The organism is Chryseobacterium sp. YR221 (assembly GCF_900176315.1).
Classification (GTDB): domain Bacteria; phylum Bacteroidota; class Bacteroidia; order Flavobacteriales; family Weeksellaceae; genus Chryseobacterium; species Chryseobacterium rhizosphaerae.
Map to the genome: position 1 here is coordinate 114,983 of NZ_FWXM01000002.1, position 17,276 is coordinate 132,258.

General features: G+C 35.7%; 18 protein-coding genes. 3 read left to right on the forward strand and 15 right to left on the reverse strand.

Translation table 11 applies throughout. The annotated features are described in order from the left end of the window. Window positions 1–7 precede the first annotated feature (7 nt). Window positions 8–916, reverse strand: coding sequence for a 1-aminocyclopropane-1-carboxylate deaminase/D-cysteine desulfhydrase (locus B8967_RS05470; RefSeq protein WP_084085044.1), 909 nt, complete (start codon window positions 914–916; stop codon window positions 8–10). 370 nt (window positions 917–1,286) lie between these two features. Next, the gene (locus tag B8967_RS22650; protein ID WP_084085045.1) at window positions 1,287–1,616 is read right to left on the reverse strand and encodes a hypothetical protein; all 330 of its coding nucleotides are present in this window, start codon (window positions 1,614–1,616) and stop codon (window positions 1,287–1,289) included. Window positions 1,617–1,656: 40 nt separating this feature from the next. Here B8967_RS22650 and B8967_RS05480 point away from each other — a divergent pair, with 40 nt between their 5' ends. The 3 genes from B8967_RS05480 (at window position 1,657) to B8967_RS05490 (ending at window position 4,495) form a co-directional block, all read left to right on the forward strand. Next, entirely contained in the window at window positions 1,657–1,836 is a 180-nt protein-coding gene (locus B8967_RS05480; RefSeq protein WP_084085047.1) for a DUF5522 domain-containing protein, read from the forward strand. A gap of 5 nt (window positions 1,837–1,841) precedes the next feature. Next, window positions 1,842–2,369: a DUF4136 domain-containing protein gene (locus B8967_RS05485; protein WP_047492272.1), complete on the forward strand. Its 528-nt coding sequence runs from the start codon at window positions 1,842–1,844 to the stop codon at window positions 2,367–2,369. A gap of 335 nt (window positions 2,370–2,704) precedes the next feature. Continuing rightward, entirely contained in the window at window positions 2,705–4,495 is a 1,791-nt protein-coding gene (locus B8967_RS05490) for an endonuclease (protein WP_084085049.1), read from the forward strand. 223 nt (window positions 4,496–4,718) lie between these two features. Here the strand turns inward: B8967_RS05490 and B8967_RS05495 are convergent, their stop codons facing one another. From B8967_RS05495 to B8967_RS22405, 13 genes are all read right to left on the reverse strand, one after another. Further along, entirely contained in the window at window positions 4,719–5,099 is a 381-nt protein-coding gene (locus B8967_RS05495; protein WP_084085051.1) for a hypothetical protein, read from the reverse strand. Then, the gene (locus B8967_RS05500; protein ID WP_047492265.1) at window positions 5,080–5,640 is read right to left on the reverse strand and encodes a LemA family protein; all 561 of its coding nucleotides are present in this window, start codon (window positions 5,638–5,640) and stop codon (window positions 5,080–5,082) included. Before B8967_RS05500 ends, B8967_RS05495 begins: the two co-directional genes overlap by 20 nt. Then, entirely contained in the window at window positions 5,640–6,422 is a 783-nt protein-coding gene (locus tag B8967_RS05505) for a hypothetical protein (RefSeq protein WP_084085053.1), read from the reverse strand. Before B8967_RS05505 ends, B8967_RS05500 begins: the two co-directional genes overlap by 1 nt. An 81-nt stretch (window positions 6,423–6,503) precedes the next feature. Continuing rightward, window positions 6,504–7,274: a hypothetical protein gene (locus B8967_RS05510; protein ID WP_084085055.1), complete on the reverse strand. Its 771-nt coding sequence runs from the start codon at window positions 7,272–7,274 to the stop codon at window positions 6,504–6,506. Window positions 7,275–7,338: 64 nt separating this feature from the next. Beyond that, entirely contained in the window at window positions 7,339–8,058 is a 720-nt protein-coding gene (locus tag B8967_RS05515; RefSeq protein WP_143330476.1) for a hypothetical protein, read from the reverse strand. 1 nt (window position 8,059) lies between these two features. Continuing rightward, window positions 8,060–8,665, reverse strand: a complete 606-nt coding sequence (locus tag B8967_RS05520) for a hypothetical protein (RefSeq protein WP_084085057.1) — start codon at window positions 8,663–8,665, stop codon at window positions 8,060–8,062. 1 nt (window position 8,666) lies between these two features. Then, window positions 8,667–11,459, reverse strand: a complete 2,793-nt coding sequence (locus B8967_RS05525; RefSeq protein WP_047492251.1) for an OmpA family protein — start codon at window positions 11,457–11,459, stop codon at window positions 8,667–8,669. Beyond that, on the reverse strand, window positions 11,444–11,956 hold the full coding sequence (locus B8967_RS05530; RefSeq protein ID WP_047492247.1) for a DUF4280 domain-containing protein: 513 nt from the start codon (window positions 11,954–11,956) through the stop codon (window positions 11,444–11,446). The genes B8967_RS05525 and B8967_RS05530 overlap by 16 nt, the downstream gene beginning before the upstream one ends. Window positions 11,957–11,958: 2 nt before the next feature. After that, a complete protein-coding gene (locus B8967_RS05535; protein ID WP_084085059.1) occupies window positions 11,959–13,002 on the reverse strand; it encodes a hypothetical protein in 1,044 nt (347 codons plus the stop codon). Between the two features lie 13 nt (window positions 13,003–13,015). Beyond that, entirely contained in the window at window positions 13,016–14,059 is a 1,044-nt protein-coding gene (locus B8967_RS05540) for a hypothetical protein (protein ID WP_084085061.1), read from the reverse strand. Window positions 14,060–14,218: 159 nt separating this feature from the next. Continuing rightward, the gene (locus tag B8967_RS05545; protein WP_262484683.1) at window positions 14,219–15,178 is read right to left on the reverse strand and encodes a DUF2931 family protein; all 960 of its coding nucleotides are present in this window, start codon (window positions 15,176–15,178) and stop codon (window positions 14,219–14,221) included. Between the two features lie 361 nt (window positions 15,179–15,539). Further along, the gene (locus tag B8967_RS05555) at window positions 15,540–17,003 is read right to left on the reverse strand and encodes a phospholipase effector Tle1 domain-containing protein (protein ID WP_047492233.1); all 1,464 of its coding nucleotides are present in this window, start codon (window positions 17,001–17,003) and stop codon (window positions 15,540–15,542) included. A 102-nt stretch (window positions 17,004–17,105) separates the two neighbouring features. Continuing rightward, complete coding sequence (locus B8967_RS22405; protein ID WP_156126088.1) at window positions 17,106–17,276, reverse strand: hypothetical protein; 171 nt, start codon at window positions 17,274–17,276, stop codon at window positions 17,106–17,108.

The window sequence follows — 17,276 nt, forward strand, 5'->3', positions numbered from 1 at the left end:
ATTTTACTTATATAATTAAATTTCTATTCTGTTTTTCTAAAAGCAGATTTGCTCCCTCAATCCCCTGTAATCCTCCTGTATGAAAGCACAATATCCTGCTGTTTTCAGGAAAGTAGTCTTGCTCCATCAATTCAAAAACCCTCTGCATCATCTTTCCTGTATAAATCGGTTCTAAAGGAATATTATATTTCTCTTTAAAATCATTGATAAAACGAATGTTTTCATCATTTATTTTACCATAACCTCCAAAACTTGAATCTATTAGATTAAAATTATGTTTCAAAGTTAATTCTCCTATTTTCTTCTCCAGTGAAGTATCGTCAACGACCTTAAATCCTATAACGTTCTGATTTTCTTCACAAAATTTTGAGATTCCGGCAATGGTTCCTCCTGTTCCCACTGCGGTGCAAAGATAGTCAAAATCTTTTGTTTGCTCATTGAGCATCATTTTTATCCCCTCCACGGCCTCTTTATTGGTGCCTCCTTCCGGAACGATCAACGCATCAGGGAACTCCTGTTGCAGGAATTCAGTGAGTTTTTCTTTATGGCGGTACTCCTCACGGGTGACAAATTTCAGGTTCATCCCATTTCTTTTGGCAAAAACCAAAGTAGGATTATCCCGCCATTTATTCTGCAGCTCTTCCCCTCTTATAATTCCCAATGTTGGAATACCCGCCATGTTCCCTGCAGCAGAAACTGCAGAAATATGATTCGAGAAGGCCCCTCCAAAGGTAATAACATAAGGGTTTTCAGGATTTTTTTCAAGATACTTATTGATATTATAGAAAAGTTTCCAGTATTTATTTCCTGAAACTTGAGGATGAATAAGGTCTTCTCTTTTGATAAAAAGGCTCACCTTTTTATCAGTGAAAATTTCCTGAATGGGAACAGGTTCTGTGGGAAGTTGTAATAACATGTTTATTTTTGAACTACTCAAGGTTTATTGATTACAAAAATAACAAAAGATTTATTTCCTTATAGGTTTCAACACCTGTCGAAATTCTGATGGGGTATTTTCGTTGAAGAATCTATTTACTAGGTTTTAGCTAAAGCCAATGGTTGAATGTTTATTTATAAGCGGGCTAAAGTCCACTTCTATTGAATGGGATAAGCTCTGGTACATAATCAGATTATATTGTAATTTAGTAATACCTGATTCTTACAAAAGAACTTAATAGGTAATGCTATTCTCTATGATATCAAGAGAAATCACGACAAATATTTTAAGCCCCAGAAAACTCAACAGGATTTTGATAATGAATGGAAAAATAAAAAACAGAGCTTTATCATTTTATATATTTCCAAAACCCCCACAGTTTTCTTGTTTTGAGATAATTCAAATCTTTTTCTCTTGCGTAAGCTTCTCTTTCAAATGAAATCCTTTTATAGGCCAGATATCCATTTTTAAATTTGAACAGCCAATAATAATATTCGATGACATAGAAAATATAAAAGAAAATAATAAGCATCTCCAGCTGCTGTCTTAAATGGATCTTTTCGTGATTGATAAGTACTTTATTTTCCTTATCTTCGGGTTTCCTAATGAAGATAAAGGGAAAGAGAGCAATGCCGTTAATTTTTAATTTTTTTAAAGGCTTTTGGCATACAATTATCATAACAACAAATATAAAAAGTTTTTTGACTAACGTTTAACTTATGGCCCATTTTGACATCAAAGAAGGTGAGGACTTTTACTACAACGAACAGGGATACAAGGTTTTTACAGAAAAATTTCATCTGAAAAGAGGACATTGCTGTAAAAGCGGCTGCAGACACTGTCCTTACGGGTATGATAAAAAGACAGATACATTCATTAAAAACGATAAAAAAAAATAAATAAAATGAAAAAATATATTTTTATCTTGTTGGCTTCTGCTACATTAGGTCTTACTTCATGTAGCCCTTTTCAGGTACGTTCTGATTATGCTGAAACAGCCAATTTCAATTCTTATAAAACCTATAAAATAAGAATTGATGATTTGAAATTGAATGATATTGATAAAGACAGGGTTTTGAATGAATTATCAAGACAGCTTCAAAGCAAAGGACTTCAGTCCGGAGAAAATCCTGATCTGATTGTCAACGTAAAAGCCAATCATAAAAAAGTAACGGATATCAATTCTTCATCACCTTACGGAATGTGGGGCTGGGGAGGCCCGTTCGGATGGGGCGTAGGAATGAGCAGAACATGGACCAGCAATTATAATGAAGGGGCATTAATCGTAGATCTTATCGATTCAAAAACAAACAAATTAGTTTGGCAAGGTATCGGAAGTGGGATTTCTGTGGATTCACCAAAATCCAAACAGAGACAAATTCCGGAAATTCTTGCTGAGATCATGAAAAATTATCCGCCACAAAGGAAATAAATTAAAGCACTTATTATAGATGCCGGTACATTTGTGCCGGCATTTTTTATGATGGCTATAAGAACAGGTTTAGAATAACTCTGATACAGAATGATTTTAATTAACAAACAAAACTGAAGTCTGATCCTGTTGAATTATGATGCAGACTTTCATCACTTATCCTATTTTTACATACAGATTAGCTAAAAAATTCTCCTTGCACCTCTATCCTATTTTAATGAACAATACTACTTAATCGCTTATTATGCAAAGCACAATATTGCTTATTGAAAATTAATAATTATGTAATTTTTTATTCATAAAAATGTAGTATTCTTGCTGGAAATAATATTAGTATGAAAAAAATCATTTTATTTTCTGTTTTTGCAGGCCTTGCCAATGCTCAGGCTCCTGCAGGATATTACAATTCTGCCAACGGACTGAGCGGTGCTGCTTTGAAAACGGAATTAAGCACCATTATTACCAATGGACATCAGGATAAAGGTTACAACGGATTGTGGACCGGGTATAAAACCACTGATATTGACAAGAATTATGAAAATGATGGGTCTATCCTTGATATTTACTCAGAAAAGCCTGTAGGAGCAGATCCTTATAACTATACACCGGGCACCAATCAGTGTGGTACTTATTCTACGGAAGGAAATTGCTATAACAGAGAGCATATTGTTCCTCAAAGTTTATTTAATCAATCTTCCCCTATGGTTTCTGATATTCATTTCATCAGAGCTACTGACGGAAAGGTAAACGGTATGAGAAGTAATTATCCTTTCGGACAGGTGGGAAGTGCTACTTTTACATCTAAAAACGGATCTAAGCTTGGAAATTCTACATCTTCAGGATATTCAGGAACTGTTTTCGAACCGATCGATGAGTTTAAAGGTGATGTGGCACGTATGATCTTTTATTTTGTAACCCGCTATCAGAGTAAGCTTTCTTCTTTTTCTTCAGGAAATATGCTGGGAAGTTCTGCATTTCCGGGCTTACAGACATGGGAGCTTAATGTTCTTTTAGCCTGGAACAACCAGGATCCTGTTTCTCAGGCTGAAATCAACAGAAATAATGCATCCTATACTTACCAGGGTAATAGAAACCCGTTTATTGATAATCCAAGCTATGTGAATCTTATCTGGGGATCTCAACAGCCAAGCAATGATACACAGGCTCCAACAACGGCTACAGGGTTAGCGGTTAGCGGAAAAACATCTAACAGTATTTCTCTTGGATGGAATGCTTCTTCTGATAACGTAGGTGTTTCTTCTTATGCTGTTTATATGAACGGAAGCCTGAATACTACAGTAAATTCTACTACAGCTACTATTTCAGGTCTCAACCCTTCTACTACCTATACTTTCTATGTGGTTGCTAAAGATGCTGCTGGAAATTCTTCCGCAAACAGCTCTACTGTTTCAGGAACAACCAATGCAGGATCAACCAATCCATCTACAGACTGTGTCAATGAAACTTTTGAAACCATCCCTGCCACCAGTGCCTCTTATTCTACAAGAACATGGAGCAACGGCGGGATCTCCTGGACAGCTACTGATGCCAGAACAGACCAAACGATCAACAATAAAGCCATTACCATAAGAAGCGGTTCTTTAACATCAGGTAATTCAGGCAATGGTATTGGTTCTTTAACAGTAACTACCCAGCTGAAGTTTTCCGGAAGTAATGGAAATCTTGATGTAAAAGTAAACGGAACCACAGTAGGAAGTATTCCTTACAGTGCAACGGTAACGACTACTACGATTAACAATATTGATGTTTCTGGTAATGTAACTGTAAGTCTGGTTAATGGTTCTGCAAGTAACAGAATTGCTATTGACGATCTTAAATGGACATGTTATCCTGGTGGAACTGCCAGAAATGCTCAAACTGCAGCTTTAGAAACAAAAGTTCAAAATTTTAAAATCTCTCCTAACCCGATTACTAATCAGGAAATCTTTGTAAGTGGAGATGTACAGCATATCAAAAAAGCAGAGATTTATAATGTACAGGGGAAAGTAATGCAAACGGTTACTCAGCCTTTTAAAAATGGAAATTCTATTAAGACCCAAAATCTTGGTCAGGGAATTTATATTTTGAAACTGGATAATACAACGATGCAGTTTTTGGTAAAATAATCTTGAATTGATAACAATAAGTAAGGCTGGTCTCTATTTTCAGAGACCAGCCTTTATTTTATGCCTTTCGTGTTTGCCAATACAGAGATTCTCTTGTTCCTGAATGCAGTATTAATTTTGACGCAAAGGCTTATTTTTAAAATGTTTAAACCTAAGAAATAGCCGCAGGCTGATCTGACCAAGCAGCCGTGAATTGCACTCTTTATTCTTTATCTTTCCTCAATCACTTGCTATCCTTCTCTTTAATAATCTTTGACCAATCGGTAAACATTTTGGTAATGGTATTGGTATTCATCATACTGAAAAAGAACATCCCTATCAATACAGTGAGCCAGCAATACGCTAATTTCACACCGTTTCTATCCGTGATAAAGAAGAGTATAAATACGGCAAGAGCTCCTATAACAAAGGTAAACATCAGCGTATACAGCAATACATGAATAATATACATATTGAATTTCAGCTTTCTGAATATCCAGCCTATTACAGCTACAGGGATAAATAAAAGCAAAGGTAAAAACAGGGCTCCAAATATCGCGACTTCAGGATATTCTGCCATTTGTTTTTCGAGTCCGAAAAAGGTATTAAAACTGAACTCCGTCATATTGTTTTTCGGCGTTTGTTACTTCCAGTAAAGTTTTGTCTTTATAACCCAGCATTTTTGCCAGTATTACATTGGGGAATTCATGAATTCCTATATTGTAAAGGTTAATACTGTCGTTAAAAAATTCTCTTCTGTCGGCTATTTTGTTTTCAAGTTCAGAAATTCTTTTCTGCAGTTCCAAAAAGTTGTTATTGGAAGCAAGCTCCGGGTAGTTTTCAGAAACGGCAAAGAATGAAGATAAAGCCTTTGAAGTTTCATTGGCCAGTTCGGTCTTTTTATCAGCATCTGTAGTACTGTTATAAAAGGTTCTCAGTTCTGTAAGGCGTGTAAGCAGCTTTTCTTCATAGCTCATAAAGTGTTTGGCTACGTTCACCAGATTAGGAATTTCATCTGCTCTTTGTTTCAAAACCACATCAATATTACCGTAGGCTTTTTCTACATTGAATTTGAGCATCACCAGCTTATTATACAAATTGATGAAGAAGCTTATAACGGCAACACCCAGTAGGATCAGTAATATAATTGCAACAGTTTGGTTCATTATTGTGTAAATATAAATATGATTATTAAAAGGATAACGGAACAGGTAAACAGAAAAGACCTCAACAACGGCTGATATTTATTCCATACCGTGATTCCTGATGCAGAGGTGATTCCCAGCACTTTATAATGGTCGTCTTTTCTGATAAATGGCTGTCCGTTTTTAACATCGGCATAGCCTACCAACAACATTTTCTGACCGTCTTTCAGAAGGGTTTCTTTGTGTCTTTTACTATTGTTGCTGCCAATATTTGTTTCTCCGAGAAGGATCAATTCAATTCCTTCGGGTTCTACCTCTATAATTCCCGTTTCATCTTTTATCTGAAAAGGATTACACTGGGTTTCTCTATGTATCGTTCTGTAAGATTCTTTACCGTCTGAATCTTTATCAATATCTTCAATGGTATAATAATACCCGATACAGGTTTCATTGTCTACCGGAGAAAGTAAAGGGTTTTTCATGACCAATGTTCCTTCCACTTCTACAAGTCCTTTAGCTAAGGATTTTATTTTCGAGGTTGGAAGAGATGCCTGCAACCTTAAAAAACGTTTAGCAGAAGTAGATTTCATTAAGGTAAGAAAAATGAAAACAAAAAATACTACAGGAAAAATAAACAATGCTTTTTCTGCATAAGCATCATAATTACTGGATATTTCATACAGATACTTATGTAACGGCATTTTCTCTTTAAAAATAGTCCACAGAATAAAATAGAGAAAACAAAATCCTATTATTCCCAGAACAATGTATCCCGTATATGACGTTTTCTTTTCGCTCTTCATAGATGATTTGGATATTGAAAGCCCATTAAAACATTCATTAAGAATGGGGATGGCCTTCAAAAATACATTTTATTTCCAAGATTATATGATCTCAAATTCATTTTTTCCCTGCGGAATATAGAAGGTAATATCGAGCATCAGCTCTTCCTGTGTTTTAGGATCTATTAAATATAATGCGGCATCACCATTTGGCCTTTTTAAAACAGCTGTTCTGTTGTCTGCATACAGGATCATCATGGCATCAGCAGGTATCGGCTGAATTTTCATGCCTCCCATAAACTCATTAAGTAATTCTTTGAATCTTCCTTCGGATTCCTGTGGAGACAGATACATCGACTGAGCCATATTTCCTTCTCTTCTTAGAATGAGTTTCTTATACTCATCATATTTGGCATTCTGAATCAGCCTGATGATTTTATTATAAGCCAGATCCAGTTTTTCCCGGCAGTCTTTAACATCCTTAAGGTTCATTCCGTCCTGCCATGCAGTAAGCTTATAAGGAACATCGGCATCAAACGAACTTTCATACCTGATCACCGGTAATTTTTTATCTTCTACGGGTTTAGACTGATAGTCTCCAAACTGTCTATCAAACACAAAATTATTGGTAACATCAAAAAGCTTGATATTGAATTTCAGCTCAGCCTGTTTATCAATTTCGGTTTGCCCTGCCACCGGTAAAATAGAGGCTGTTATCGTCTGTTTTCCTTTTTCCAGTAGGGCATAGTTAACAGGGATCATGGTAGATACCTGATTGGTAGCATTCATATGGATAACCGGATAATCATTAATCCTGATCTCAAACATACATGCTGATGCACTGAAGTCAATTACATAATAAGGCTGCTGCATGGGAAATATATACTATTTTTTTACTGGTTTTATTTTATTGAAATTGAAATATTATCTGTTCGGATCAATTAAGAGAAATTTTATCGAGATCCTGATATCCTGATCCTTTCAGCAGATCTTTCCATTCTTTATTTTTAAACACAAATAAGTTACATCTGTATTCATCAGGTTTATTATCTATTTTGGTTTCACAATAATAATAGATCATTCCTTTATTTTTCCATATGGCCACTTCCTGTCTGAATTTATTTTGAGTCTGTATGATCTCATTGTCTTTGACGTCTGATTCAAAACTTTCATGTACTGTGGTAAAAACAGGTTTCTGAAGGGTTTTGTTTAAGTTTTCAAAAAGAGCTTTTTTTTCAGGTTCAGTATAAATATCCAGCTGGTACATTCCCAGCTCGTCATCCTTTTCATTAGCGAGAGGTCCAATTTCCTGATCTACTTTTCCAAAGTGTAAAATCACTTTATTGATGTTTTTATTGTTTTTACCGTCTAAACTGATCCCGTTAAAATGTAATAATGCTTCTGAAGAAAAAGCTAATCTCTCATTTCCAATCAGAGTTACCTCATCGGTTTGTACGGTATCTTTAGAGGTCATTCCTCCCGATTTTAAAATATCATTGATATTTTGTCCCATCGTCAGAGCAGCAAGATTGAAAGGTCCCGTTTGAGTATCATTCCGGGCTTCAATTTGGGCTTCACTGCTTTTCTTGTCCTGTTGGTTACATGATGTAAATCCCATACAGATTATTGGTATTAATGCGTATTTTAAATTTTTCATATTATTGTTCATGTCTGGTTATAAAGCTCTGCAATACAGTCTCTCTGTCTTTCATATTTCCGTAATGTGATCCTGTTTTTATAAAATAAAGGTTGGTTTCAAAACCTTTTATTTCTTTCTGATCAACACTAATTTTCTTTTTCACCTGCTCCAGCATAATATCAAACCCATCTTTAGTACCCTGCCAGTAATACCCCGAATATGGCCATCTGTCGGTAGCTTCAATAATTATTTTAGGCTCACCATATTTTTTCTTCAATGCAGCCGACAATGCGTCACTTTCCTTAAAGTTTTTGGTCATTATATAATATCCTGACAGTGCATTCTGCTTCTGGTTTTCTACTAAAAATCCGACCTCACTTTTTATGTACTTTCTTTCTTTGGGGTAATCCTGCACAAAACTGATATCTCCATATTGATATTGGTCTACTTTGTAGGTATTATAATAGGGAAATCCAGTGGTCTGTTCAAGGTCAACTTGCTTAGTGGTATTTTTGATCACTATTTCATTGGCAGCTCCCAATTGTAAAGCTGTCAGATCTGTTTTTGACTGTGAGCTGCAGAAATTAAACAGCATAAGCACACCTGTTACTATTATTTTTTTCATATTATCCCTGCTGAATGAACGGTATCGTTGGAGAGAATCCGGTATATTTCTCCAGCTTTTCTATAACATCGAATTCCGGAAGGATTTCGTATGTTTTATCAAAATCCGCCAAATCCATTTTCCGGTCTCCTTTTAAAATTCCTTTTTTAATATATAAACCAACACTTGCTTTCACGACTACGGTGGCTACCAGACCATCAAACTTTACATCCGGTTTGTAGTATAAAGTTTTCTGGGTGCTGCTCTTCTGGTCATAGATAAGATTATGTCCAAAAGTAGCAGTTGCTTTACCGGTTGCTTTTATTTTACCTTCGGCATAGGCTTCAGCCACAATGATTACAAATTTTGCTTTTACCTCAATACCGGCATCCAATTCAATACCAATCTGAGTTTCCAGTTTTCCATTTCCTTTACTTTCGTCTGAATTGGTATTAAAATGAATTTTTGACTCTCCGGAAAGATTTCCAAAGAGCTTCAGGTCAATATACATATTCAGAGATATAGGATGGTCTTCATCAGCCAGCCAGGCTCTCACCTCATCAAGGATCAGTTTAGCAGCTACATTGGCGGTTCCTCCGCTTACCACTCCTACTCCGGCCTGAATCAGCATATCAAGGAGGTCTATAGTCATTTCAATACCTACAATCGGGGAAGCTTTGAAATAAAACTCCAGATCTGTTCCAATAGTAGAAAGGGATTTTTTATTTTTCTTCCCTCTTTCCAGCATCCATTCTGCTCCCAGACAGAAATTGGGTGGTTTCATTTCTATTGTTAACGGCATTTTACTGGTAAAACTATTTTTCCTGATTTTACCTTTGGTTTGGTCTGTCACTCCTTTTGAAAATTCTTTCAGTGAGCTAAAGACTTTATACATCCACTTTATTTTATCCTCAAATTTTAAGGTGGCATCAGCATGACCGTTATATTTATCCGCGGCTGTTCTGTCCCAGTTGGCTTCCATTGTTACCCCAAAATCTATTTCGGTCTGTTTCCATCTTTTTTCAGCTCCTATTTTTCCGGCTTTGCTCTGCATCTCCTTATGCTTTGCAGCAGAAAGATTTTGCCATTTAACGCTTAGATCATTACTCAGATTCAGGAAAAAATGGAAATCCCATTTGATATCAGGATAGGCTTTTATTAAAACCGTCGTACGTTTTTTATTGCTATAAAATCTACAGCTGTGGGCATACATCTGTATTTTATTCGGAGTGGTTGCTTCCGGCCAGATATACTGCAGCGGAAGAGCATTTGCTCTGGATAAATCTGAATATATCGGATAATCGAATGTGGGTGGGGCAAATTTTTTCTCCTTATCTCCGGCATCAATAGCCTGACCTACATCCAGTAATCTTATTTCTTTGGTATGAAGATCATTATTCCTGAAACAGGCTTTTGTATCAAATGCCGAAACATCTATCGTTATATTCCTTTTGGTGGATGAAGAAGGTGCAATGGTATGATAAATAATGGTATTCGCATCATGTGGATAATAATCAAAATAAATATCTACTCTTCGGTTATTTTTATATTCTTTTTCGTCTTTATATTTGATGTTGTCCTTACCGTTTTTATCATCTGTAGCATGGACTTCCCCTTTTCCCAGGGATTTTATTCTTTTGCTGTCCAGTCCTCCGTCCGTAAAAAATTTCTTTACAATATCTGATCTTTTCTGAGAAAGGCTTTGGTTGTACTGCATCTTACCAATCACACAGGCATATCCATCTACAGTTATTGTAGAATGTTGGTGTTCCAGTAAAAAACGAAGAATATTATTCAGTTTCTTTTCTCCGTCACCTTCAATGATTGCAGAATTGAACTCATAAAAAATAGTCGCGTGTATGGTTTCTCTTTCTGCTATATTTTTAACGCCAACCCCGTTATTAAAAAGCATGATTGGCTTTTTAACTTCTTTATCTTTTTCAAAAACAATGTCGCTGATCTGTATTGTTTCAAATTTGCAGGGTTCATACCTTGCCAGGTTTTTATCCGGTGCATAGATTTTGGTAGGAACAACATTCTGAGGCGGCTGAGGTGCTTCAGCCACCAAGTTATTTTGCATCCTTAAAAACCTTGCGTGAATGTCATCATTATTATCATCTACAATATATTTTCCGGTCTTGGGATCTTTAACCTTTACATACAGCTCTTCTATATTTTTTATATTCTTGATGGTTCCTTTCCATTGTGATGTATTCTGAACCTTCACATTAATCTCCCCATTATTGACCTCCACATCTGTCCATCTTCTCATCATAGGATCATCTTTTGCTCCTCCTCCTGTTCTGATTCTTCTGTAGATTTCAACGATAAGATCTTTTCTTCCATTCAGCCCTTCTGTTCCCAGGTAAAGGTGAATAATATGTCCATAGCTGAAATAATATGTCTGTCTGACATCTTTTCCCCCTTCCTGAGTACTCCATCTGGAGTCTACAATCCTCGGAGGGCAATGTCCAAAGATATATTTTCCTACTTTATTTACTTTATCCGGTTTTCCACCCAGGCTTGCTTCTATATAATAAGAGAGAACTCCACATTCTTTTTTACTGAATGTATAGCAGTATACATAGCCCGCAGGTCTTCTAAGCTGGTTAATCACTTTTTGCCGTGCACTGTCTTGCCGTATCCAGATCACTTCCTTTTTTTTGTCTGCTTCAGGGGTACCGGGAAACCATTCTGAAACTTTAAACCAAATAGGTTTTCCGGGTTCAACTCCTATAAAGTCGCCCTGGGTGACTACCACTTTTGTATTGTCCTGAGTTGTAGCTATATTTATTTTCTTTATTCCTTTTGCCATCCCGTATTCTTTGAATTATCACCTGATGTGTCATAAACAGGTTCTTTTTTATACATTTCTTCAGCATTCACTAAAGGATTGATCTGCTGCTGTACATCTTTATCAGCATTCTTAAAATTCTGCTGGCCGGCTTCGGCTCTCTGCCCATGGTCTATAATCTCAATACAAGGAGTTCCTGCCACAGCACAGACCGCTTTACTGTCTTCAAGGATGATAAACCCACCATTGCTAAGCTGTACTTTATCATAAAACTTCTGCCATTCGGTAACCATTATTTTGCATGGCGGTGGTGGTCCCCCGTTTTTTGTACAGTTTCCAAATGTATTTTTTTCAAAAGTGGCACCTCCTATTTCCTTTGTGGTAACGATCAGTTTTTTGGATGCACTTTTATCGTTTGCATATTCTTTTTGGTGCGTAAGCACCTTAAGTTTATCCGGGGCCTGTCCAAACTGACATTTGCACATCGCGCCCTGTACTACAATATGTTTTTCAGCCATGGTTAGAATTCTTTATTTGAGATAACAAGTCTGGTTAAATATTCATTTCCAAATTCAAGACGAACAAAACTGTTGTTGATCTTAAAAGTAACTACTGTAAGTGCCTTTGATGAGTTTTCATCGGTATCCACCGTTGTCTGGTAAAGCTGGGCATTATATCTTGCAAATTTTGTTTTACATTCTGTGGGTGAACTTTCATTGAATACCAGGCCATACGGTAATCCTGAAACTTTTTGACTGCCATAATACTGCAGGGCATAATATTCTAATCCTGTCGTCATCTGAGTGTAGATCATATTAAAATCATCAAAATCCCAACTGGAGTATTTCCCGTTTTTACAATCTCCACATTCAAGTTCGCTGGGTTGGATCTGTAAAAGCTTCGTAAAGGTTCCGGATGTTGAGGGCAGAGAAATAAACTGCTTTTTACCGAATAAGGTTTGCAATTTTTTTGATGTTACCTTCTCTATTGAATTTCTGGCTTCAAAATCAGCAACCTGAGCTGTGGCCATAGCTTCTGTAGCGGCTACGTCAGCTGCGTCTGCCGCTGCTTCTAAAGCTTCAGAAACCTTTGGTTCATTATAATTTAAAAGAAATTCTTTGATTTCCTGTTCTACTTTTCCTGTAGACTGGGTCTGTTTTATGTCAATATCTTTTTTTGACCAACGGTCCGGAGTAACAGTTTCAAGGAAAACACTGATTTTCGTACTTTTCCCGGACACTTTTTTCATGGTTACATTCCATACTGCCTGCTGAATAAACTGCTTAGGTTTTGCTCCGTTTTTCAATGCCAGTTTCAGATAAGGGTTTTTGTAGTCTGTATCGTATTTTAAATTATAAAGATCAACAGTAGTTGAAAAATTGTCATCAGATGCTGCCGCCGCTTTGGCTTCATCTTTTGTAAAGTCATTACTGAAATAAAATATAGAATTCTGTAATGTTTCAATACTTTTAGGTACGGTAAATTCCACTTTCTGCCCAAAATACAGGCCAAACCAGGCCATAAAAAGCAGTGTAAGAAGTTTATGATTTAATTTTATTTTCATTTTATTTTGTTTTTTACTGTTCCGTCAGGGCGGATACTACTACTGATATTTTTTTTTCTTCCTTCAGCATAATACTGCACTCCATATACATGGATTCGGGAAGCTGGAGTTTTCCGTTGAGATAATATTTTATCCTAAAATCTCCCTGGTGATTGATTGTTGGGTTATCATCAATAATTAATGAAAAAGGTGATTCGTTGATAAAGTCATATACATCTCTTTCATCATGCAATTTTCCTTCTCCTCCAATATTCACAAGATCGTATTCATCTTTCAGCGGGTCGATCTCCAGTTTTATTTTATACCGGGGCTCTATAGGGTTATTTACAACAGGAAAACTTTCTGTTCCCTCAATTTGATAATTCTGCCCAAAACGCTGATAGACTCCGAAGAATAGTGTTCTGATGAAATAATCATTTTTAAGATACAGGCTGATTGCATCCGGCTCATCCAGTATCGCTTCAATCTTTCTGCAATATTCATCCACTATTTCTCCTTCAAATTCTTTATAGACTTCATTTTTAACATCCGGCCACCGCTCACTGAAAACGGAAAGGTTTTCAACTGCACTGAATTTTCCATATTGATCTACACTTACCTGTAAAGGATATAAAACTTTTGATGTTTTATAGGCCAGTGTATCAGCAATCTCATTTACTTCTTCTTCATTCAGAAACAGATTAGAGGTTCGGTCAATTTCAAAAAAATGCAGGTTATTTTCACTTTTCAGCCAGCGTACTGAGGTTTCGTATTTCAGCTCATTTTTATGATCTCCCCTTTCCAGATTAATGATCACCCCATATTTAAAAAATGAATTACCTGGTTGAAAAATCAGGCTGTTTCCTCTCCCGAACTTCACCAGTTTATTTTTGTCTGCTACTGCCGTTCTTGGAATAAAGAGCTCCTTTTGCCCGGTCAGTTCTATGAGGATCATATCTTTTACCTGACAAAGATTATTGTGAAATAGCTTTAAAGCATCCGTATCCAGGTCATAAAAAGCGGCAATGCTTTTTAAAGTTTCTTCTTGTTGAACGATATGTTTATTAAATTTCTGCATAAAATCATCTTCCCACTTTATTTTTCTACCGGCATACTATTTTTTCTGAGATGTTGTTGCCAGCAGAGCTATGCCCATAATTTCAATATTTACTTTACAACGCTTACGATTACATCCTTCTCCATATTATGCAGATCATCATGTAATCCTGGTTTTACATTATTTTGACTTATATTTTTTAAGTTCCCACATATTGTCATAATCAATTTTCTGTATAGGAAACTCATTATTTCCTTGTTTTAAGATCAGTCTTCTATTGGTCAGATATTCATTCATACGAAGGACAATCTCTATAGGTTTGTTTTCATCTACTTTTTTAAATAATGAAAATATCTCTTCTTCATCGAAGTATCTTACTTCAAAAACTGTTTGCTTACCATTTTTGTCTTCAAATAAATAAGATAACAGACGTGGGATCGCTCTTTCCTTAAAAGGATTTTTGTTAATGGTCTCATTAAACAATGTTTCCTCCTCTCCGTTATACATTTCCAATGTCACATTTTTGAAAGTATGATTAGGAATTTCTATGCTGGTTCTCCAGTTATATTTTTTACGGTAGGTATCCCAAATCCCAAACTGAATTCCATTTTTCTTCATATTTTCATATGCCTCAGGAACAGATTTACTCATATCAAAATATTCTTCCTGCGTTATGGTAGGATTTCCGGGAACATAATCTTTCATAGATACAGAAGTTTCTTTTGCCTGGTATCGTCCTATTTCTACCTGCTGATCATTACCATACATCCAGACTACTACCACTCCTCCAGGGGCCAGTCCTACGACAACAGAGGAATAGCCTTCTTTTTCATTGGTTCTCCAATTAACGGTTCCTTCTTTAAAAAGTTCTTTTATTTTATCTACAGGCAAGTCCCAGCTTCCGGTATAAAATTTATTTTCTAAAAATGATGCCCAGGTTACCTCAAGCTTAATGGGAACAGCTTTTAAATCACTTCCCTGAGTATGCATAGATCCGCTATAGCCCCAACCTGTATGAGAACTACCCGAACAAGGAATATATACACTGCTGCCATCTTCAAGAAAAAGATGACCTTTATAAATATTCATAGGATATAGAAGGGGTGAACTTTCCGTGGGAAGCCATTTGTATTTTTCCATTTTATTTTGGCATGAGATTAAAGTACTGATGAAAAGTAAACAATAAATTATATTCGTTTTAAAATGCATTTCTTTTTGAGATTTTAATTAAAATATCTTCGGTGAGGTAATATAAAATAAAGCAATGTGAAAAATACGATCAAACATATATTCGCAATAAGTTTATTTTTATCTTTTTTATATTTCCAATAAAATATCTCTACAAAAACATAACCAAACAAAGCAAAAAACAAATACAAAGGGAGTTCATCTAAATCATAGGTTTGTCCCTTGAAACCGCTTTCTGCAAACATAAAATAAAACCCTAAATAAGGGATAAGCAATATAATAAGTCTGAAGAGTATATGTTTTACAGGTATTTTCATGAGTTAAAAGCCATTTCTCGAAATCTTTTTATTTGTAATGTTTTTTTGTCAAAGGTGAAATGAGGATTATACCCAATATCTCCAAATTTTGAGTTCCAGTGTAAGTATCTGTTTCTTAAATATATTAGTAAATTGTGATCCTGTACAATTCGATTAAATTTCTCTGCGGTTATTTTTTTAGCTGCTAGTTGCTTTCGTAGTGCTTCAATTTCTGTATTCGTATAATAAGTCATCTCAGGAGCCGACCCGCTGACATATTCATCGAGCCGTTTTTTAACCTTAGTTAAATCCAGCGGATAATATTTATCTTCAGTCCCGTTAGGAATACGATATGACTTATTTAAATTGGTTATATCAATTGTATTAGAATAGTTTTCATTAACCTGTTCACTCATTATATGCAGAGGAATAAAACTATACCTGTTACTTATTTTTTCTCTATTAATGTATGTTTCATGCCATGAATTGGGAGCTACCACTTCACTGCGCTTAAACCAACCTTGCTCAATAAGATTATTTAAATCAATATTTAAGGCCCTATCATAGTCTGCATCACTCAAACCATCTCCCACAGTATTATCAAAATCCATGATCTGTTTACTTTCAGGCATATTATGAGTGTAACATCCACCAACATCAGAGTGAACACCCGGTAGAAAAAAATCTTTACCTCCTGGCGCTAGCCTTACTCTTGTCAGCATAAAATTTTCTCTATGCTCATCTGAAGCACATAAATGAATAATTTTCTTTGCTTTTAATGTGTTTAAATTCAGCTCTCCTACATCATTGTTAAAATCGGGGTGTACTGTAATTTCACTCGCTTTAGGATCATAGGAGGATACAGTATCATATACCCCAAGAAATCTAATTTGAAGGGATCCATATTCTATTTTATCGTTATCTAAAATAAACCCTAACAGCCCATTCCTTGGTTTCGTTTGCGTCACTTCATATACGAAATTCCTTGCCGCTGCAGCACCTCGGCTAAAACCAAAAACATCTAGTATAATGGTATTTATTTCAAACCTGCCTTTAAGCTCATTAATTTTCTCAGCTACTCTTTGACAGCCTTTTTGAACCTTCGCTATTACCCCTGTGCTTCCTGCACCGTAAGCCACACCTTTATGATTTGTCTTTTTATCCACATCTCCCTGTAAATCTTCTGTTGCAATCCCTTCGATATATACTTTACTGATATACTTGCTTTTATCTTCATTATACCAGTATTCTTTTCTGGCTACGTTAGATAAATCATTAGTATAGCTATCATCAGATTTATTTGAATGTTTTTTGTAAGCTGCTTTCTCTTCAGCAGTAGGTTTATATCCAGGTTCGTTTCCTGCAGCTTGTGAATTTCTTCTGTTATTCTGTGTACCGTCAAAAAAAACACCGATTCTAATGTCTATCTGCCCTTTTGGGGGTGCTGGCGGTGTATAATTTCCAAATTGATTATTATGCATAGTTTTTCACTAAAAATTGATTGACAGAAATAGTTTGATTGTCTTTATTAACTTTAACTGCAAATTCTTTGATAAGAAACCATATCAAGAAAAAAACTACATTTATTTATTCCCATGAGACATGATTTTCTTATTACTTGCTAACACAAGGTTATCTCTTTGTGCTTCAACGTTGATCTTCTTTGCTATTTTTTCAACTTTTTTCCCCACGTTCAGATGATAAGAATCTTTGACCGTTATTTTTATATTAGTTGCTGTCTTTATAATGGCCAT